Consider the following 19245-nt stretch of genomic DNA (forward strand, 5'->3'; position numbering starts at 1 on the left):
AACCTGTAGTCGCTACAGATGCTAGCCCCTCCAAGGTGGGAGGGAAAGCCGTGTTGAAATTCTCCTTGATTGCCCGCGTCCCCCAGGCCTTGCGCAGGCATGCCCGGAGTGTGATCGACGAAATCTCGCGCTTCCGCCTCCGGCCGCTGCGCCTCGGGAGCCTTCCGGTCGTCCTGGCCCTGACCGGCCCGGCGCACGCCGGCGACGTGGGGCTCTTCGCGCTCCCGATCCCCGACAGCTACCCGGAAAGCGTGGCCGTCGGACCCGGTGGCACCATCTGGTTCACGGAGAAGCAGGGCAACAGGATCGGGCGGCTCGCTCCCGACGGCGAACTGACCGAATACCCCATCCCGACCCAAGACAGCCGCCCACAGGCGATCGTGGCCGGTCCGGACGGCGCCCTGTGGTTCACGCAGAACCGCGGCAACAAGATCGGGCGCATCACGCCTGCGGGCGTGATCACGGAATATCCGGTCCCGACGCCCGAGAGCTACCCGTTCGGCCTCACGACGGGGCCCGACGGTGCCCTGTGGTTCACGCTGTCGGGCACGAACCGGATCGGCCGCATCACGGCCGAGGGGAGGATGAGCGAGTTCAGCCTCGCCAAGACCCTGACGCCTTACGGCATCACGCTCGGGCCCGACGGCAATCTCTGGTTCACGGGCTTCAACAGCAACACGGTCGGCCGGATCACACCGGCCGGCCAGGTTGCGGAGTTCCCGCTGCCGACCCCAGATAGCGCCCCGCAAAATATCGTTTCCGGTCCGGACGGCGCCCTGTGGTTCACCGAGGCTGCGGCGGATGCCATCGGTCGGATCACGACAGACGGCAGCGTGACCGAGTTTACGCTCGCATCGTGCGCGCCTGGTTCCGTTTCCGAGGACGGCCACCCTGCCCGTTGTACGGGCACGAGGTCTCCCTGCGGCATCGCGGCCAGCAGCGACGCGCTGTGGGTGACGCAGCATTGTGGCGGACGGCTCAGCCGTCTGTCCCCGGGCGGACGGCTCAGCGAGATCGGTCTGGGCGGCCTCAAGGCACCGAACGGGATCGCAGTCGATCCGGACGGCGCCGTCTGGTTCGCCCTCGCCCGCTCGAACGGGATCGGGCGTCACCGGCCCGAGGGCGGCAACCGGTGAGCGACTCTCGGGTCTTCGCCGGGTCGTGGACGGGGCCGCAGGTCCGCCGGCGGCGACCCGGCACGGGCAAGACCGAGGGCGACGCATGTTCCACTCTGGCGAGACCATCGCCCGCGAGGAATGCGCCGCGCTATTGCCACGCTTCGGCGGCGCCGGGCTGCTTCCGGCCGTTGCCACCGACGCGGGCTCCGGCGCCGTCCTGATGCTGGCCTGGATGAAGGCCGCCGCGCTCCACAGGAGCATCGAGACCGGTGAGGCGTGGTTCTGGAGCCGGTCCCGGCAGCGCCTCTGGCACAGGGGCGCGACGAGCGGGCAGGTCCAACACGTCCAGGAGATCCGGGTGGACTGCGGCCAGGACGCGATCTGGCTGAGGGTTCGCCTGGCCGGTCGAGCAGGGTCCTGTCACACCGGCCGCTCCAGCTGCTTCTACCGTCGCGTGGTGACCGGGCCGGACGGGCCGATCCCTCATCCTGGACCCGATCCCACCGGGGCAGCCCGCAGAGCCGTCCCGAGGCCGGAGCGAGGAACACGTGAACGGCCCAAATCAGCGCTTGCACCTGTAGTCGCTACAGGTTGCACAATCCGGACATCGAAAGGATCCCACATGGACAAGTTGGTTGGCACGGCTCCATGCGAGAGCACGGTCGCACCGCGCAGCGAGGCCGAAGGGGACGGGCAGAGGATCGCTGCCGTCGGCGGCATCCTCGCCGCGCTCGGAGCCTCCTCCTGCTGCATCCTGCCCCTCGCACTCTTCAGCCTCGGCGTCAGCGGGGCCTGGATCGGCAACCTGACCGCGCTCGCGCGCTACCAGCCCGTCTTCATCGCCGCGGCGGTGGCGTTCCTTGGCTTCGGGTTCTGGCGGGCCTACCGCCGGCCGGCGGCCTGCGCGGATGCCGGCGCGTGCGCGCGGCCCGGCTCGGGCCGTCTCGCCAGGATCGGGCTGTGGATTGCCGCCGCACTCGTCCTGGCGGCCGTGACCTTCCCCTACACCGCCCCCCTGTTCGTCTGACCCTCACCGTCCTTACCCAGGAGATCACTATGAAGATCTTGCTTCGCGCCCTCATCGCCGGATCGGTCCTGGCGCCGGCCGGTGGCGCCTTCGCCGCCCCGCGCACGGCCATTCTCGACGTCCAGAACGTGAGCTGCGTCACCTGCGCGCCCATCGTCAAGAAGACGTTGTCGCGCCTCGACGGGGTGACCCAGGTCACGGTCGTCGAACGTGGCGGCACGGCCACGGCCACCGTGACCTTCGACGACGACAAGGTCACGGCCGAGGCCCTGTCCGGGGCGGCCACCAACGCCGGGTACCCGTCCTCCGTGAAGGAGGTGAGGAACGCGGCCGCCGACATCACCGGCAGCCCCGCTCAGGCGCGCTGACGAGGCCCGGGACATCATTCTGGCGACCGCCATCTCCTTCGAGCCGGCGCCTGCCCGGCCGCGCCCTGGCGCGCGACGCCCATCCCGGTGGCCGTCCCAGGATCGGGCGGTCTCGCGGCCGGGGCCACCGGGGCCGACGGTGTCCCGGTCCCGCCAATCCTCGTCCTGGGCAGCTCAGCCGGGATCAAGCCCGATCGGTTCAACACCTCCACGCGTCCGGCGGCATCCGAGTGCCGCGGCGCGGACGAACACACACGGAAGCTGAGATCATGAGCGATTGCTGCAGCACCCCGCGCGGGAACAACGGCAGCGGCCCCTACGACCTCGTCGTCGTCGGCGCCGGTTCGGCCGGGTTCTCGGCCGCGATCACGGCCGCCGAGCAGGGCGCACAGGTCGCCCTCATCGGGCACGGCACGTTGGGCGGCAGCTGCGTGAACGTGGGCTGCGTCCCCTCGAAGGCCCTGATCCGGGCCGCGGAGACCGTGCACCATGCCAACACCGCGGGCGGCCGGTTCGCGGGCATCCAGGCCCAGGCTCGGGTGACCGACTGGCGCGCCCAGGTCGCCCAGAAGGACGCCCTGGTGCAGGGCCTGCGCCAGGCGAAGTACGCGGACCTCCTGCCGGCCTACAACAACGTGTCCTACCACGAGGGTCGCGCGCGCCTCGTCGCCGGCGGGGTCGAGGCAGGGGGCCGGCATTTCGCGGCGAATCGCATCCTCATCGCCACGGGCACGCGCCCGGCCATGCCGAACATTCCCGGCCTTGCCGACGCCTCGCCCCTCGACAGCACCGCGGCGCTTGCCCTCACCGAACTTCCGCGCTCGATGATCGTCCTCGGCGGCGGCTACATCGGCGCGGAGCTTGCGCAGACCTTCGCGCGGGTCGGGGTCGCCGTGACGCTCGTCTGCCGCAGCCGGCTCCTGCCCGCGGCGGAGCCGGAGATCGGGGAGGCCCTCGCCGGCTATCTGGCCGGCGAAGGCATCGCCGTTCTGGGCGGCCTGTCCTACGAGGCCGTGGACAGGACGGAGGGTGGCGTGAGCCTTACGTTCTGGCGGGACGGCCGCCGGGAGACCGTCACGGCCAAGCGGATCCTGGCGGCGACCGGGCGCACCGCGAATACCGAGGACCTCGGTCTCGCCGACGCGGGTGTCGCCCAGACGCCGACGGGCGCCATCGTGGTCGACGACCGCATGCGCACCTCGAAGCCGGGCATCTACGCTGCCGGCGACGTCACCGGGAAGGACCAGTTCGTCTACATGGCGGCCTACGGCGCGAAACTGGCCGCCAAGAACGCCCTCAACGGCGACAGCCTGCGCTACGACAACAGGGCGATGCCGGCCGTGGTGTTCACCGACCCTCAGGTCGGAAGCGTCGGCCTCACCGAGGTGCAGGCCCGGGCGGCCGGGTACGACGTGCGCACCTCGGTGCTCACGCTCGACAACGTGCCCCGCGCGCTCGCGGCGCGCGACACGCGCGGGCTGATCAAGCTCGTGGCGGATCGCGCGACCCGGCAGCTGTTGGGAGCGCATATCCTGGCCCCCGAGGGCGCGGACAGCATCCAGACGGCGGCGATGGCCATCCGCGGCGGGCTGACCATCGACGCGCTCGCGGAGACGATCTTCCCATACCTGACCACCGTCGAGGGTCTCAAGCTCGCGGCCCAGACCTTCGACAGGGACGTCAGGAAATTGTCCTGCTGCGCCGGTTAACCGGGATGCCCAGGATCCGCAGGGGGATGTCTTCCGACCTGCAGGCGAGACCGCAGCGTTCTGCCGTCGAGATCAGGCCGGGCGTGCTCCGCCCGGAATGGTCGGCCGCTGTCTCGCCTGGCGCGCGGGCCGCGCTCGCCCGGCGACGGCTGCGCGGTCCAGCTTGATCGAGGCGTAAGCGCGTCCGCTGGAGGCCGATGAGGATCGGCTCTGGCGCGCCGTCCGCCGCCTCTACGCGGCACGGGGACGTCCACCCTGGCGCCATCGCCGCCACGGTGGGCGTCGCCGAGGATCATGCGCGAGCCCGCCTGGGACGCTTGCGGCGGCGGGACCTGATCGGCCTGGAGCCCGCGACGGCGGTCATCCGGTACGCGTACCCGTTCTCACGCGTCGCGACAGGCCACCGGGCCTTGCTCGGTGGGCAGTCCCTCAATGCCCTCTGCGCCATCGATGCCGCCATCGCAAGGAGAGGGGAGAACCGTGGCAGACCGGGCGGTCTCCGGCGGGTTAAGTCGGCCGGAACGCCTGCACCACGGCCGGATCCGTCTCGATACGCGCTGCCCCGATCAGGTCCAGGCAATACGGGATGGCCGGGAATACGGCGAGCAGGCTGACGCGGATGGACGAGGGACGCCCGGGACAGTTCACGATCAGCGCCTTGCCGCGCAGGCCCGCCGTCTGCCGCGACAGGATGGCGGTCGGCACCTGATCCAGGCCGCGCCGCCGCATCAGTTCGCCGAAGCCGGGCATCATCCTGTCGCAGGCGGCCTCGGTACCCTCGGGGGTGAGGTCGCGGGGCGCCGGCCCCGTCCCGCCGGTGGTCAGGACCAGGTCACAGTGCGCGTCGTCCACGAGCCGGATCAGGGCGTCACGCACGCTCTCGACGCCGTCCGGCACGGTGCGCGCGACCGCCTCCCAGGGAGAGGCGAGGATTTCCGCCAGGACGGCATGCATGGCCGGCCCGCTCGCGTCCGCGTAGCCGCCTGAGCTCGCACGGTCCGAGACCGTCAGAATGCCGATCCGCGCCGGGCGGGCCGATGGGGTCATGAGAGGCCGTCTCCAAACTTCAGGTGCGGCAGAGCCTCGTCACGCAGGCGAGCCGCTGGTCGGGCGCGAGGGTACCGCTCCATGGCTCCGGTGCTTCCGTCCGCGTGAACGGCGCCGCCCCTGCGGTATCACCGTCGCCGTCGTTGAACGTGACATCGCGTTTCGGGATCTCCGCATAGGACGGCCTGACACCCCAGGATCGCGCGGCCGGGGTGTGCCGGCGCGCCGCCCGAGCCAGGCGCTTGCCAGACATATCAGCACATGGCAATATGATGAGATGATCGGTACCGCAAGCCCCTCGGTCGGGGCCGGTCGGAAGGAGCCATTCGGCACTCATGATCCCGTTTCGCCTCGCCCTCATCGGGTTGCTCGCCTCCGCTCCGGCCGTCGCTCAGGGTCAGTCCGGCATCCTGAGCGCGGAGCAGCGGCCGGCCATCGAAGCGGTCATCAGGGAGTATCTGCTGAAGAACCCGGACGTGGTTCAGGAGGCCTTGACCGAGCTTGAGCGCCGCCAGCAGGAGGCGCAGAAGGCGACACAAGCTGTCGCACTGCGCGAAGCGCGCGGTAAGCTGGTCAACTCCGCAAACGATTACGTTATCGGCAATCCGGCCGGCGACGTCACGCTCGTGGAGTTTTTCGATTACAATTGCCCGTACTGTCGAAAGGCGAGAAGCGATGTGGACGCCCTGGTCAAGAGCGATCCGAAGCTGCGGGTGGTCCTCAAGGAGTTCCCGGTTCTCGGGGCGGCCTCGACCGACGCCAGCCGCGTCGCAATCGCCGCGAAGCGGGGACTGCCCGCAGGCAAGCTCCGAGAGTTCCATGACAAGCTGATGGAAACGCGAGGCCGCGCCGATGGGGAACGCGCCCTCGCGGTCGCCAAGGACTTCGGGCTCGATCCCGGGAAGCTGCGGAAGGACATGCAGGACGAGGCGGTCGCGACCGTGCTCCGGGAGAATGCCGCCCTGGCCGACCAGCTCGGCATAACGGGGACCCCGGCGTTCGTCCTCAACGACGGCATCATCGCGGGCGCGGTGGGCGTCGAAGCGCTGCAGCGGGCCATCGCGAACATCCGCGAATGCGACAGGGCTTCGTGCTGACCGTCATGCATCCCAGCGCCCGCCAGGCCCCATTCCGCAGACCGGGCGAGCCGCATCCAAGCATCTGCCGAGGAAGCGAATTGCGATGAACCGACGCGGAGCACTTCGGCTGCTGTTGATAGCCTCGGCCTCGGCAACCGTGAAGCCGGCCCTTGCACAAAACGTATCGGCCCGGGAACTCGCCGAGGCGGGGCCGCTCGGGGATGTCGTGCTCGGGTCGCCGGACGCCAGGGTGACGATTGTCGAATACGCGTCCCTGACATGCGGCCATTGTGCGGCATTTCACCGAGAGACGTACCCGGAGCTGAAGCGGCGCTACATCGACACGGGGAAGGTGCGCTTCATCCTGCGCGAGTTTCCGCTGGACCCCCTGGCGACCGCCGGATTCATGCTGGCCCGCTGCAAGGGCCATGCAAGCTATTACCCGGTCACCGATCTACTCTTCGATCATCAGAAGGACTGGGCTTTCACTGCCAAGCCCCTGGACGATCTGCAGGCGATCCTGCGGCAAGCTGGGTTTCAACAAGAAAAATTCGAGTCCTGCCTCAAAGATCAGAAGTTATACGCGTCGGTCAGCGCCGTGAGGCGGCGCGCCACCGAGACCTTCAAGGTGAGTTCAACGCCGACTTTTTTCATCAACGGACAAAGGTACGCTGGGAACCTTTCGATGGAGGACATCGAAAAAATCATCGCCCCCATGCTCGGTTCCTGAGGGGGCGAACCCGTCCGGGCGCTCGTCCCCACCCCTCCGCACGGTTTCGTGAATGGCCCCGAATACCCCTGCCCGCCGCATCGGCGCCCAGAAACACGCGGGTGTGACGCACCGCACGGCGACACCGGATCCGAGCGCCCGGCCGCGGGACCTGCGCGACCCGGGCGGCGCGGTCGCGCTGCGCTTGCCGGAAGCAGGGCCGGCCGGCACCGCACGGGGTGTCGCCCCGATACCGGCCCCGCGCGCGGAGGCCGAGCCATGCTGAGCGAACGACCGGGCCACGACGCCGCCGACGCCCCGGCATGCGGGTGCGGCGACGGCTGCGGCGCCGTTTCGGCCGCGCGCGACCCTGCGCTGCAGAACACGATGGCCAGCTTCTCGGCCGGTCTGCTCGCCGCCTTCGGCGCGACCCTGGGGGCTGTCGTCGGGTTCGTGGTCTTCGCCGAATGGTCCGGTCTCCTGGACCGGCTGTCCGGGTTTGTCGCATGGCCGCTCTGGCTCGCGGCGGTCCTCCTCGGCGGCTACCCGATCTTCCGTTCCGTCCTGCGCGCCGCGTTCAGGCGGCGGGTGACCTCGCACACCCTCATGACGGTCGGCCTCGGCGCCGCCGTGCTCACGGGCGCTTGGCCGGCCGCGATCATCGTCGTGTTCTTCATGCGGCTCGCCGATTACGTCGAGCATTTCACCGCCGAGCGCGCACGCCGCGCCGTCAGGGAGTTGACCAGCCTCGCTCCCGAAAAAGCCCGGGTCGAGCGCCACGGGTCCGAGATCGAAGTGCCGGTCGCCGAGGTGCGGATCGGCGAGACCGTGGTCGTGCGCCCGGGCGAGAAGGTTCCCGTCGACGGCGAGGTCATCGCCGGACAGGCCACCGTGAACCAGGCCTCGATCACCGGCGAGTCGATGCCGGTCGAAGCGGGCCCCGGCGCGCGCGTCTTCGCGGCGAGCTTCGCTCAACTCGGCGCCCTGCGTGTCCGAGCGACCGCCATCGGCGTCGACACGACCTTCGGCCGGGTCATCAAGATGGTCGAGGAGGCCGACCGACACCGCGCCGACGTGCAGCGCATCGCGGACACGTTCGCGACCTGGTACTTGCCCGTCGTCATCGCCGTCGCGACCGCCACCTTCTTCGTGAGTGGAAACGCGCTCGCGACCGCGGCGGTGCTGATGGTGGCCTGCTCCTGTTCGTTCGCGCTGGCCACGCCCGTCGCCATGATCGCGTCGATCGGCAGCGCCGCCCGGCGCGGTCTCCTGATCAAGGGTGGGCGCTACCTGGAGGCTCTCGCCAGGGCCGACGTGGTGCTGCTCGACAAGACCGGCACGCTGACGTTCGGCCGGCCTCGGATCACGGACGTCGTGCCGTTCGATGGATCGGGCGCTCCGGGCGAGGAGCGGTTGCTGAGGATGGCGGCGGGCGCGGAACGCTACTCCGAACATCCCCTGGCCGAGGCGGTGCGAGCGGCGGCGGCCGAACGCCAGCTCTGTCCGGCTGAGCCCGAGCACTTCGAGGCCATGCCCGGCCACGGCGTGCGGGCGCGTATCGCGGGCGCGACGGTCACCGTGGGCGGCAGACGCCTGCTGCCGGAAGGATTTAACATACCGCCGCGGATGGCCGATCTGGAAGCGGCGGGCAAGACGCTCGTGGTCGTGGCCTGCGATGGCAGCCCTGTCGGGGTTCTGGCGGCGACGGACACCGAGCGGCCCGCGGTGCCGGCCGCCCTCGCCGCGCTGCGGGCGCTCGGCATCCGGCATTTCGAGCTGGTGACGGGCGACAACGCTCGCACCGCCGCTGCGCTCGCCGGACCGCTCGGCCTGGGTTACCGCGCCGACCTGTTGCCGGAGGAGAAGATCGCGGTCGTCAAGGAGTACCAGAGCCGCGGGCACGTCGTCGTGATGATCGGCGACGGCGTCAACGACGCACCGGCGCTGGCCCAGGCCGACGTCGGCATCGCGATGGGCGCCGCGGGCAGCGGCGTCGCCCTGGAGGCCTCGCATGTCGCGCTCATGCGCGAGGATTGGACCCTCGTGCCCGAGGTGGTCCGCATCGCGCGGCGCACCATGAGGGCCGTGCGGTTCAACCTCGGCTTCACGGTCGTCTACAACCTGACCGGCCTCAGCCTCGCGGCGTCCGGCCTCCTGCCGCCGACGCTGGCAGCCGCCGCGCAGGCGGGACCCGATTTCGGAATTCTCGCGAACTCGGCCCGCCTCTTACGTCCGAGGTCCGGCGCGCGGCCCGGCGGGGGCGGTCCCGACAAGCCCGGATGCCCGCCACTTCGGCTTGACCAAGACCCAGCCGTGCCGCGCGCGACCGAGGCGCGGGCATGAGCCAGACCCGCATGGAGAGCCTGAAGCGGCCGGCAACCCGGCGCCTGGCGTGGCTGGTCCCCGCTGTCCTGCTCCTCGCCGGCGGGGCGCTCTGGTCGAAGGTCGCCGGCCCCGGTTCCCCCGCCTTGCTGGCGTTCGTGGACGGCGAGGGACATCCGGCTCGCCTGGCGGATTTCCGCGGCCAGGTCGTTCTCGTCAATCTCTGGGCGACTTGGTGCCTGCCCTGCCGCCACGAGATGCCGGCGCTGGACCGTCTGCAAGCCAAGCTCGGCGGGCCGGACTTCCAGGTCGTCGCCCTGTCCGTGGACCGGGGCGGCGCCGCGGTCGTGCGCCGGTTCTACGAAACCGCCGGCGTGCGGCACCTGTCGGTGTTCCTCGACAGCGCGGGAGCCGTCCTGCCGCAGGTCGGGGCCGCGGGGCTGCCGACCACCCTCCTGTTCGACCGGGACGGCCATGAGATCGGCCGCTTCGTCGGGCCGGCGGAATGGGACGGGCCGCGGATCGAGGCCATCCTGAGAAATGCCATCGCCCAACAGAGAGGAAGGACCTCATGAACGCGGCAACACCCCCCTCGCGCACGTCCCGGCTCGCGCTCGCGACGCTCACGGCCGTCGGCATCGCCGTCCTGGGAGGAGCCCTCTGGGCCAACACCCGGGGCGCGACCGGAAACGTCCTCGCTGGGCTGGGCGGCACGCCCCGGCCGCTCCCGCCCGGCGCGCTCCAGGTCGATGACATCGCCGCGGATCCCTTCAACTATAAGGGCGGCATCACGCTGCGCGCGGTCGTCGCCAGAGCCGAGGGCACCAGCCCCCGCAAGTTCGTGGTTGTGGATGCCCGCGAGGCCAAGATCTGCAAATCGACGAACTGCGCGAAGTTCTACCTGCCGGTCAGCGCGGAGACCGCGATGCCGGTTGCGCGCTGGGACGAGGTCGACCTGGAAGGCGAGCTCGTCCAGGGCGACCGGCACCCGTATTTCCGGGTGACCGGCCTGAAGAACCACGGTCAGTTCCAATGACGCGCCCTGGCGGCACGACGGCAGGCTCGGCGGGAGACGCAGCGTGAATCTCGGAACCCTTGTCTGGCGCAATCTCGTCCGCCGGCCCGGCCGCTTCGCGTTCACGCTGGCGGGCGTGGCCGTCGGCATCGCGGCTTTCGTGGCCCTTCTCACGCTCGGCCAGGGCCTGACCCAGGAGATCCGGCGCCAGGCGCAGGGGCTGGGGGCGAACCTCGTCGTCACCCCGAAGGGCTGGTGCGCCTACGAGCAGATCTCGGTTCTCACCGGCGAGCAGTTGCCGGAAGCCATCGCGATGACGGAACTCGCCAAGATCGCGGCGGTGCCGGGGGTGCGGACGGCCGTGCCCTACCTGAACCAGCGCACGGCCTTCCGGAACCGCCCGGTGCCGCTGATCGGCATCCAGCCGACGGCGATGCGGGCGCTCCAAGGCTGGCGCGTGGGCCAGGGACGCTACTTCCAGGGACCCGACGAGGCAGGCGTGGTCATCGGCGCGGCCATCGCCCAGCAGTTCGGGCTGCGGCCGGGGGAGACCTTCACCGTCCGCGGCCGCCCGCTCCCGGTCGTCGGCGTCCTGGACACGACCGGAACCAAGGACGACGTCGCCGCCTTCGCGCCGCTCGCCGTCGTCCAGCGCATCTACGAGACCGAGGGCAAGGTCTCCTTCGTCGCCGTGCAGGTCGACGACCTGGAGCGGGCGGACGAGATCAGCCTGCGCATCCAGGAGGCGGCCAACGTCGCCGTGGTGTCGGACAAGCAGCTCGTGAGCTCGGTCCTCTCCATCGTCGGCACCGTCGGCGCGGCGATGCAGGCGGTCGCCATCGTCGGCGTGGTGGCCGCCGCCTTCGGCATCGCCAACACGCTCATGACGGCCGTCTACGAGCGGCGGCGCGAGATCGGCATCCTGCAGGCCATCGGGGGAACCCGGCGCACGCTGTTCATCGGCTTCCTCCTGGAATCCGGTCTCTACGGCGGGCTCGGAGGGCTGATCGGCCTCGGCCTCGGCGTGCTGGCGGCCTACCGGATCGGGCCGTCCCTTGCCGACAATCCCTTCACGGCGGCCCTGCGCCAATCGCCCACGCCGGCGCTCGACCCCGGGACGATGGCGGGCGTGCTGGCGTTCTCCGTCGCCTTGGCGCTGCTCGCCGGGTTCTATCCGGCTTGGCGCGTGGCGCGGCTCACACCGATGGATGCGATCCGACATGTCTGAGGCAGATGCGCTGGTCCGCTTGGAGAAGGTCTCCCGGGTCTACGGCCGCGGCGAGGCGGCGGCGGTGGCCCTGGACGAGGCGTCGCTCGCGATCAAGCGGCGCAGTTGGGTCGCGGTCGTCGGGCCCTCCGGCCATGGCAAGAGCACGCTGCTGCACCTGATGGGCGGCCTCGACCGCTCGACGAGCGGGAAGGTCCATCTCGATGGGGAGGAGTTGTCCCGCCTGAGCGCACGCCGCCTCGCCGCGGTGAGAGCGCGCAAGATCGGCTTCGTGTTCCAGTTCTTCAATCTGCTGCCGCACCTGACCGCGCTCGAAAACGTTCAGACCGCCCTCTGGTTCGGCGGCTGGCCCGCGTCCCGGGCACGCGGCAAGGGGCTCGACCTCCTGGACCAAGTGGGGCTCGCCGACCGGGCCGGCCATCTGCCGGGCCAGCTCTCCGGGGGCCAGCAACAACGCGTCGCCCTGGCCCGGGCGCTCGCCAACGACCCGGATCTCCTGCTTCTCGACGAACCGACCGGGAACCTGGACTCGACCGCCGAGGCGGACGTCCTCGACCGGCTGGCCGCGCTTCACCGCCACGGACGGACCCTCGTCATGGTGACCCACAGCCCGGCCGTGGCCGCGAGGGCGCAGCGGCTCGTCAACGTCCGCGACGGCCGGATCGCGTCGGACGCGGCCGTGGAGCGCGCCGGTGCCTGAGGTCTCGACGGCGGGTCTGCTGACCGCTTTTGCCGGCGGCGCGGTCTCGTTCCTGTCCCCGTGCGTGCTGCCGCTGGTGCCGGGTTACGTTTCCTTCGTGGCTGGCCGGTCACTCGCCGGCCAAGCCAGGAGCGGCGCGCGAGCCGGTCCGGCCGTCCGCGCGCTCCCCCTCGGGCTGTGTTTCGTGCTCGGCTTCTCGACCGTGTTCGTCCTTCTGGGCGCCGGCGCCACGGCGCTGGGCCGGCTCGTCCTGTCCTACCGGTCTGAGGCCGGCATCATCGGCGGCGCCGTCATCCTCCTCTTCGGCCTGGTGACGACGGGCGTCCTGCGGCTCCCGGCCCTGCAACGCGACCTGCGCTACCACGGGGCGCTTGCCGGCGGCGGGCCCGGCGGGGCCTACCTCCTCGGCCTGGCCTTCGCCTTCGGCTGGACACCCTGCATCGGACCCGTGCTCGGGTCGATCCTCGCCGTGACCACCGTCACCGCCGGCGCGGGCGGCCTGGTGTTGCTCGCCGCCTACTCGCTCGGGCTCGGGCTGCCGTTCCTGCTGGCCACGCTGTTCACCGACCGGCTGCTCGGCCTCGGGCGGGGCCTCGGCCGGTTCGGGCGGCTCCTCAATCTCGCGGCCGGAGGGGTGATGATCGGCATGGGGCTCGCCATGATGACGGGCCGCCTGACCGAGATCGGCTCCTGGCTGCTGGAAACCTGGCCAGCCCTCGGCCGGATCGGCTGACGAGGCGCGCTTGTGCGGCTCCACATGGTGGAGACCCGGCATCGACGCGCCGCACGGGCTGGCCGGGCTGGGGATCGAGAGGCGTCGCGCCACATATCAGCGAATGACGATGTCCAAGCATGGCTGAAGACCAGACCCTCCTGCCCGGGCGGCGTGCTCGACCCCAGCGCAGCGCTGCGCCGGCGGCCCTGCGCCGGAAGGCCGAACACATGGCCAAGCTCTGCCGCGGCCTGTCCGATCCCTCGCGCCTCGTCATCCTGGAGGCGCTGCGCCCCGGGGCGCTGAGCGTGTCGGAGATCGTGCAGGCCACGGGGCTGACGCAGTCGAACGTCTCGAACCACCTGGGCTGCCTGTACGATTGCGGGCTGGTCCTGCGCGAGCAGGAGGGGCGCTTCGTGCGCTACCGCCTCAGCGACCCGCGCGTCGAGAGCCTGCTACGCCTCACCGAGGAGCTCGTGGCCGACACCGCCCGGGGCGTGGTGGCCTGCACGGAGATCGGGTGCGGCGGCGGCTCTTGCTAGCCGTAGCCACCGACCGGGCATGGGCCCACGTGGCGGGTCCCGGGCCGCAACCCGGAACCCGGGCGCCGCGGTTCCGGCCCGGGCGGGCGCCCGTCCCGTCATCGGGTGACCACGCCGGATCCTGTCGGCCGATGGCGCCGGAACCGGTGTAGGGGAGCCGGGCTCACGTGGGAGCTCGGGTGGGGCCCGCATGGCAACCGCGGCCGTCAGGCCGTGCTGATGGGCCCCGGTACCGCCCCGGTGTGGGGTTCGCCACGACGCGGGTCCGGCCCAGCCTGTAGTCGGCGCGGCTCGGGACGTGACCGTGGACCCAGAGGCTCGGGGCGCCCCAGCCGCTCATCAGCGGTTCGAGGTCGGAGACGAGGGCGGCGGCGACCCACTCGTCGCCGAGCCAGCCGGGCCAATCCGCGGCCAGGGAGCGGCGCGACGGGGCATGGTGGGTCAACACCACGGCGCGGTCCCCGCGCGCGACGCCGGTGACGACGGACGTCGCGGTCGCCCGGAAGCCGACCTCCTGGTAGGCGATGGAGCCGAGCGCGTCCTCCAGGTAGGCGCGCGAGCGGGCGTGGGCCCCGGCGGCGTCCGGTGGCGACCAGTCACGGCCGGCGCGCAGGCGGATGCGGCGGGCATCCGGCCAGTGATGCCGGGCATACCCTCGCGCGAGGCGGGCGCGGGCCGGCCCATGCAGGGCCCAGTCCGTCCACAAGGTTGCGCCGACCACGTGCACGCCGCGGCCGTGGCCGTCGTCGAGGCGTACGCAGGCGTCCGAGAGGAGATGGAGACCGAGCTCCCGCGCCAGGGCGCGGCCCCGGGCGAGCGCCTCGACCATGGGGACGTCGGACCAGTACTCCGCGTTGCCCGGCACCATCACCACGGGCCGGCTTCCCTGGCGCCCGTCCAGCGCCCGGGCGAGCCAAGCCAACGCGGCCTCGATGCCGGTGCTGACGTCGCCGGCGACGAGCAGCGCGTCGAACTCCGGCAGAGGGTGCGGAAGCTCGTAGGGCGCCCGATCGACCCGCAGGTCCGAGAGGATCCACAGGCGCATCCCCGCGGGCGTCCCGCCGCCGCCGGGCCCGCGCGCGGTCTCCGGCGCCCGACCGGCGTGCCCGGGGCCCACCGGCAACGGCGGGCGCGCGGGGAGCGGGCCCGGCCGGCCCCGCGGGGGCGTTTCCAGCGCGGGCGCAGGGGGCGGCGCCGTCAGCGGGCTCGTCCCGAGCGACCCCCGGCCGCGCTCCCGCACGCGCGGCACGGCCTCGGCAGCCGGGCGCGACCGGCGGACCAAGCCGCCGCGTCGGCGCAACGCCTGGATCGCGACGCCGTCCGGGGGCGGCAGAACCGGCGCCGGCCGCGGGAATTCCGGGGCCTCGGGGTTCGAGGCCCGCGCCGTGCCGACCGTGCCGAGCGCCGACGCGGCCGCCGCATCGGCCGCGAGCCGGCGCGGCGAGGCAGCGTCGCGCCCCTCCGGGACAGGTCCCGCGCACAGGCCGCGCGGAAGCCGCCTCGGGACGACCGGGCGCGCGAGGTTGGGCGGGATCTTCGTCATCGGGCTCCCGGGGAAAGGGGGTGAAGGACGCGCGGGGGCAGGGCGGCGCGCCCGCCGGACGCGGGGCATGCGGAACCGCCGTCGATCCGCGGGCTTGGCGGCGTCAGACCTCCACGACCAGGGCCGGGTCGAAGGCGGGATTCTCGCCGCCGTAGCCCTTCGGATTGCAGAGCACCCGCGTCTCGCCGAGCCGGTAGTCCATCGACGCGTGGGTGTGGCCGTGCACCCAGAGGGTCGGGCCGGCTTGCTCGACGAAGGCGTCGAGCCGCGAGGCGAAAGCCGGGTTGAGGGGCTTGCCTCGGAAGGCGGGCGCGACGGAGCGGGCGCTCGGCGCGTGGTGGGTCACCACGACGTGCGGCCGACGCGGCGCGGCCGCGGGAGCGGCCAGTGCGCCCTCCAGGTAGGCCCGCGAGACCCGGTGGACGGCGAGCGCCTCCTCCGGCCGGAAGCGCATCCACCGGGGCTTGGTCTGGAAGCTGATCAGCCGATGGTCGTTCATGCCCCGGCGGGCATCCTCCATGGAGGCGGCGCGCAGGTCGGGGCCGTCGAGGTCGTAGTCGGTCCAGAGCGTGCATCCCGAGAAGGGGACGCCGCCGATCACGACGGTGTCGTCCTCCAGCAGGTGCACGCCGAGGTTCGCGGCGACCGCCCGCCCGCGCGCGAGCTCCTCGACGAAGGTCCGCCGATAGAATTCATGGTTCCCGGCCACGCACACCACCGGCATGTGCGGGCGGATGACGTGCGCGAGCCAGGTGACGCTCTCGACCAGGCCCTCCCGAACGTCGCCGGCCACGACCGCCACGTCGGCGTCCGGGATCTCGGCGGGCGTCCAGGGCAGGCCGACGTCGCGGTGCAGGTCAGACAGGATCCAGAGGCGCAAGCCGCGTTCCTTTCCGGCGGGGGGACGGGACCGGTCGCCGCGCCCTTCCGGCGCGGCGCGGGCGGGAGCGCCCGCGGCGGCCCCCGGTGCTCGGTCCCCGGGCGGGGGCGCCCAGGCGTCCCAGGACGCGGCGAGCCGGGCGAGGTGGGGCTCGCCCGGGCGACGCTCGCCGAGCCGGCGCAGGGCGTGCGCGAGCAGCGCCGCGGCGGCCGGCTCGCCCCGCAGCGCCTGCGCGAGGAGCGCGCTCGCGACGAGGTCCGTCAGGCGGCTCTCCGGGCCGCAGACCCGCAGGACCGTGACCGCGACGCGGGTCAGGGCGGCGGCGTCGCCGTCGAGGGCCTCGCCCCAGGAGCGATGGCGGGTGGGCGGCGCGCAGGTCCGGAGCGTGGCCAGCAGCGCCTCGGCCGTGGCCGGCCGGAGCCCGGTCGCGGGCACCACGCGCCAGAGGCGGAGGATGGCCGGGCCTTGCCGCGCCCGGACGTCCGGGCCGGTGGCGCGGCGGGCGCCGGCAGGGGCGGCGTGCCCCTGTCCGGCGGGGCAAGTCGGGGACTCCGTCATGGGCGGCGGCTCCAGGCGAGGGGAGGGTGCGCCTCCGGCGCACGGCGGGGGTGGGCGGCGGACGCTGGCGCGCCGGCCGCGACCGGGCGTGGCCACGCCGGCCGGCTCCCGGCCGACAGCGAGGCCGACGGCGCACGGTCCGGGGGAGGGCGGTGCCTCCCGCCGTCAGGCGGGGGTGATCCGCAGCCCGGTCTGCCGCGGCGTCGCGCCGTCGGCCGGGGCCGGCCTATTGCAGGGTCGTGGGCGCCGTGTCGCCGACCGCTCTCCCGAGCCTGTACCAGCGGGAATAGGTCCGGACCCAGGTCCGCCCGTCCGAGGCGTAGACCTCGGAGGTCCTGATCCGGCACGGCCGGGGGAAGTCGGGGTGCCCCGAGACGACGCCGGTCAAGGCCCTCACGGCCCGGAGCCCGACGTCCCAATCCTCCAGCAGGGGCGCGTCCGCCAGGTCCTGCGGCGACGGCCCCGCGCCCTCTTCGATGGCCTCCAGCGCCTCGGCGAGGTCGCGGAGGCGCTCGCCCGTGTCGCGGTGGTCCGCGCCGCCGCCGGCGGACGGCGCCGGGCCGAGGCTCTCGGCCAGGTCCTGCCGTCGCAACGGGGCGGCGGAGGGGTGCCGGGCGGCGGCCTCGATGGCGGCGATGAGGTGGAGGCCCTGGCAGAGGAGCCGGGACGTGAGGGTGCCCACGACGAGGCCGGCGGCGTCGGACGGGCCGAGGCGCGGCAGCGCGACCGGCAAGGCCCGGATCGCATCGGCCGCGTCGGGAGCGCCGGTTCGGACCGCCGCGCGCATCGAGCGCTCGAAGCGCGCCACGGCGGGCTCGCCGCCGGAGCGGCCGCAGCCGAGCAGCCAGACCGGGGCCGGGGGCCCGGCCTGAACGGGGGGCACGAGGCGCGGGTCGCCCAGCACGGCGGCCGCGAAGTGTTCGTCGAGCGGCGTGGGGCCGACCGGCAGAACGGCCGCGTCGAGATGCGCGCGCAGGGACGGCGCGGCGAGGCACTCGGCGGGCAGGTCGAGGATCAGCCAGCCTTCGCGGTCCCGGGCCGTCGCGGCCTCACAGGCGGCCTGCACCGCCGCCTCGGCCGAGGCGGCCTGAAGCTCGACAACGCGGACGGCGTCCGGCAACCTCGTGCCGCGAGGCAGCCGCGGCTCGGCCGGCCGGGTGATCCGCGCCAGCGTCGCCGGCCGCCCGGCGGCGGCGGCGAGCGTCGCCACGAGGACAGCATGGGCACTCACGGAACGTCCGTCGGCACCGAAGAACGCAGCGATCATGGCAGACCCCCAGCATGCACGCCCGAAGCCGTCCGCGGACACCAAGTCCACCGACAGCCACGAAACCGTCTCGTCTGAAATCGAATGGAATTATATCATTGGTATAAAGCTTTTTCAATGCGGAGAGCCGTACCATGACCTGCTGCTGTTCCCGAAGGTTAATGCTTATCCACCGGAAAAACCGGTGCCGGGGTACCTGTGCCAAGCGGCGCGCGCCCTCCTCGGGCTCTCGCAATCCGATCTGCGCGAGCTGTCGATGGTGTCGAAGAAGAGCATCAACGATTACGAGAACGCGTTCTCCGACCTCAGCGAGGGATTGGCCCTGCGGCTCCGGCAGGCCCTGGAAGGGCAGGGCGCCCGCTTCGTGCACGGGGACGGGGCCACGGGCGTCGTGACGGGGATGGCGCGGTCCGAGCTCGACCGAAGGTCGCGCTCGCCCCGCAAGAACGAGGCGCCCTCCGACCGCCCGTGAGGCCCCGGGGCCGGGCCGCCTCCGCCCTTCGGCCACGGGCGGCGTCCGGCGGGGTCCGGTCGACGCGCCTCGGTCATCCCGCGGCCAATCCGTCCCGGGGTCCCGCCGGCGGCCCTGGTGAGCGCATCGCGGGCCCGAGCCGGGGCGGCGTCCGGCCGGTGCGCCCGCGGCCCGGCGCCGGGGTGCCCGCCGGTGAGGGTACCGCCGGGAGCGGGGCATGCCGCCACGGCCGGCGGTGCCTCCGTTCGAGGCCGCGGCGAACCCGGCCTCCCGAAACCATGACGCCCGCCCTGCGGGCCGCGGGACCGCCATGATGCCGGACGGCGGCCAGGGCCGCCGCGGGCACCACGTCTCTCATCGTCGCGACGACGATTGGCGGGCGGCGTACGGAGACACCGCCTGGGATCCGACGCCGCACCGCGACGAACCCGATTGTATCCGCGGCCTCGAATCGCCATAAGGACGGGGATGACCCTCGGGATGCGGCAGAAGAGCTTCGACGCCGGGCGTGGCTGGTCGGTGACCGCCCTGCGCCTGCTCGCGCTCGTGCTCGTCCTGCTCATCGCCGCTCCCGACCTGGGCCTGGCAGCCGATTTCGCGTACCACGGCAAGGCACCTGCCGGGACGGAACTCTCGGTGGTCGCGCCGGCCGACGGCTCCGCGACCGACACGTCCGATCCGGGCGTGACCTGTCACGTGCATTGCAGCTGCCACCAGGCCATCACCGCGGACGCCGCTCCCGCGACGGCGCCCGCGGCGGCTGCCCAGCCCAACCGGTCCCGGTCCGTCGGCGCGCTCGCGTCGACCTGGCCGGACCGGCTGTCGAGGCCTCCTCGCGCCTGAGAGCCTGTTTGAGGACGAAACCTCAGGCTGGATTGTTGAGGGCGTTGGCGGCCATGAGGCAGGCGACGCAGGCAAGACGGCCGGTCGCGACATCAAGGCGGCCGGC

19 protein-coding genes and 1 pseudogene are annotated in these 19245 nt (G+C 72.6%); 16 read left to right on the forward strand and 4 right to left on the reverse strand.

Going from position 1 to position 19245, the window contains the following annotated elements; genetic code table 11:
• Positions 1 to 35: 35 nt before the first annotated feature.
• The 5 genes and pseudogenes from MFF56_RS25325 (at position 36) to merA (ending at position 4222) form a co-directional block, all read left to right on the forward strand.
• Positions 36 to 1136: a Vgb family protein gene (locus MFF56_RS25325; RefSeq protein ID WP_238231529.1), complete on the forward strand. Its 1101-nt coding sequence runs from the start codon at positions 36 to 38 to the stop codon at positions 1134 to 1136.
• Between the two features lie 85 nt (positions 1137 to 1221).
• Positions 1222 to 1599 (forward strand): annotated as a pseudogene (gene hisI / locus MFF56_RS25330) (phosphoribosyl-AMP cyclohydrolase); the annotation flags it as partial.
• A gap of 141 nt (positions 1600 to 1740) precedes the next feature.
• Positions 1741 to 2145, forward strand: coding sequence for a mercuric transporter MerT family protein (locus tag MFF56_RS25335; protein WP_009865694.1), 405 nt, complete (start codon positions 1741 to 1743; stop codon positions 2143 to 2145).
• A 29-nt stretch (positions 2146 to 2174) separates the two neighbouring features.
• Entirely contained in the window at positions 2175 to 2513 is a 339-nt protein-coding gene (locus tag MFF56_RS25340) for a cation transporter (RefSeq protein ID WP_012752962.1), read from the forward strand.
• Between the two features lie 269 nt (positions 2514 to 2782).
• Positions 2783 to 4222: a mercury(II) reductase gene (merA, locus tag MFF56_RS25345; RefSeq protein WP_066927588.1), complete on the forward strand. Its 1440-nt coding sequence runs from the start codon at positions 2783 to 2785 to the stop codon at positions 4220 to 4222.
• Between the two features lie 507 nt (positions 4223 to 4729).
• Here the strand turns inward: merA and mog are convergent.
• On the reverse strand, positions 4730 to 5269 hold the full coding sequence (mog, locus tag MFF56_RS25350) for a molybdopterin adenylyltransferase (RefSeq protein ID WP_009864996.1): 540 nt from the start codon (positions 5267 to 5269) through the stop codon (positions 4730 to 4732).
• 335 nt (positions 5270 to 5604) lie between these two features.
• Between mog and MFF56_RS25355 the strand changes: the two genes are divergently transcribed.
• From MFF56_RS25355 to MFF56_RS25395, 9 genes are all read left to right on the forward strand, one after another.
• The gene (locus MFF56_RS25355) at positions 5605 to 6366 is read left to right on the forward strand and encodes a DsbA family protein (protein ID WP_012752965.1); all 762 of its coding nucleotides are present in this window, start codon (positions 5605 to 5607) and stop codon (positions 6364 to 6366) included.
• 85 nt (positions 6367 to 6451) lie between these two features.
• Positions 6452 to 7078 (forward strand): DsbA family protein, encoded by a 627-nt coding sequence (locus tag MFF56_RS25360; RefSeq protein WP_012752966.1) that lies wholly within the window; start codon positions 6452 to 6454, stop codon positions 7076 to 7078.
• Between the two features lie 258 nt (positions 7079 to 7336).
• Complete coding sequence (locus MFF56_RS25365) at positions 7337 to 9400, forward strand: heavy metal translocating P-type ATPase (RefSeq protein ID WP_192285023.1); 2064 nt, start codon at positions 7337 to 7339, stop codon at positions 9398 to 9400.
• The gene (locus MFF56_RS25370; protein ID WP_009863353.1) at positions 9397 to 9954 is read left to right on the forward strand and encodes a TlpA disulfide reductase family protein; all 558 of its coding nucleotides are present in this window, start codon (positions 9397 to 9399) and stop codon (positions 9952 to 9954) included. The genes MFF56_RS25365 and MFF56_RS25370 overlap by 4 nt, the downstream gene beginning before the upstream one ends.
• Complete coding sequence (locus MFF56_RS25375; protein WP_012752969.1) at positions 9951 to 10415, forward strand: hypothetical protein; 465 nt, start codon at positions 9951 to 9953, stop codon at positions 10413 to 10415. Before MFF56_RS25370 ends, MFF56_RS25375 begins: the two co-directional genes overlap by 4 nt.
• A 43-nt stretch (positions 10416 to 10458) precedes the next feature.
• Positions 10459 to 11622: an ABC transporter permease gene (locus MFF56_RS25380; RefSeq protein ID WP_238231530.1), complete on the forward strand. Its 1164-nt coding sequence runs from the start codon at positions 10459 to 10461 to the stop codon at positions 11620 to 11622.
• Positions 11615 to 12322 (forward strand): ABC transporter ATP-binding protein, encoded by a 708-nt coding sequence (locus tag MFF56_RS25385; protein WP_012752971.1) that lies wholly within the window; start codon positions 11615 to 11617, stop codon positions 12320 to 12322. Before MFF56_RS25380 ends, MFF56_RS25385 begins: the two co-directional genes overlap by 8 nt.
• Positions 12315 to 13055: a cytochrome c biogenesis CcdA family protein gene (locus tag MFF56_RS25390; RefSeq protein WP_012752972.1), complete on the forward strand. Its 741-nt coding sequence runs from the start codon at positions 12315 to 12317 to the stop codon at positions 13053 to 13055. The genes MFF56_RS25385 and MFF56_RS25390 overlap by 8 nt, the downstream gene beginning before the upstream one ends.
• Positions 13056 to 13174: 119 nt before the next feature.
• A complete protein-coding gene (locus MFF56_RS25395; RefSeq protein ID WP_009865682.1) occupies positions 13175 to 13576 on the forward strand; it encodes an ArsR/SmtB family transcription factor in 402 nt (133 codons plus the stop codon).
• A 163-nt stretch (positions 13577 to 13739) separates the two neighbouring features.
• On the opposite strand, the gene MFF56_RS25400 is transcribed toward MFF56_RS25395, so the two are convergent.
• The 3 genes from MFF56_RS25400 to MFF56_RS25410 form a co-directional block, all read right to left on the reverse strand.
• On the reverse strand, positions 13740 to 15119 hold the full coding sequence (locus MFF56_RS25400) for a metallophosphoesterase family protein (protein WP_156453720.1): 1380 nt from the start codon (positions 15117 to 15119) through the stop codon (positions 13740 to 13742).
• 103 nt (positions 15120 to 15222) lie between these two features.
• Positions 15223 to 16557 carry a metallophosphoesterase gene (locus MFF56_RS25405; protein ID WP_012752974.1) on the reverse strand — a complete coding sequence of 445 codons (1335 nt, stop codon included), beginning with the start codon at positions 16555 to 16557 and terminating at the stop codon, positions 15223 to 15225.
• 226 nt (positions 16558 to 16783) lie between these two features.
• On the reverse strand, positions 16784 to 17788 hold the full coding sequence (locus tag MFF56_RS25410; protein WP_153874037.1) for a DUF6634 family protein: 1005 nt from the start codon (positions 17786 to 17788) through the stop codon (positions 16784 to 16786).
• A 34-nt stretch (positions 17789 to 17822) separates the two neighbouring features.
• On the opposite strand from MFF56_RS25410, the gene MFF56_RS25415 reads away from it, so the two are divergent.
• Together MFF56_RS25415 and MFF56_RS25420 are read left to right on the forward strand one after the other, a co-directional pair.
• A complete protein-coding gene (locus MFF56_RS25415; protein WP_153874036.1) occupies positions 17823 to 18296 on the forward strand; it encodes a helix-turn-helix domain-containing protein in 474 nt (157 codons plus the stop codon).
• A 480-nt stretch (positions 18297 to 18776) separates the two neighbouring features.
• On the forward strand, positions 18777 to 19139 hold the full coding sequence (locus MFF56_RS25420; protein ID WP_050772664.1) for a hypothetical protein: 363 nt from the start codon (positions 18777 to 18779) through the stop codon (positions 19137 to 19139).
• Positions 19140 to 19245 lie beyond the last annotated feature (106 nt).

The sequence above is a fragment of the Methylobacterium hispanicum genome (genome assembly GCF_022179285.1).
Classification (GTDB): domain Bacteria; phylum Pseudomonadota; class Alphaproteobacteria; order Rhizobiales; family Beijerinckiaceae; genus Methylobacterium; species Methylobacterium hispanicum.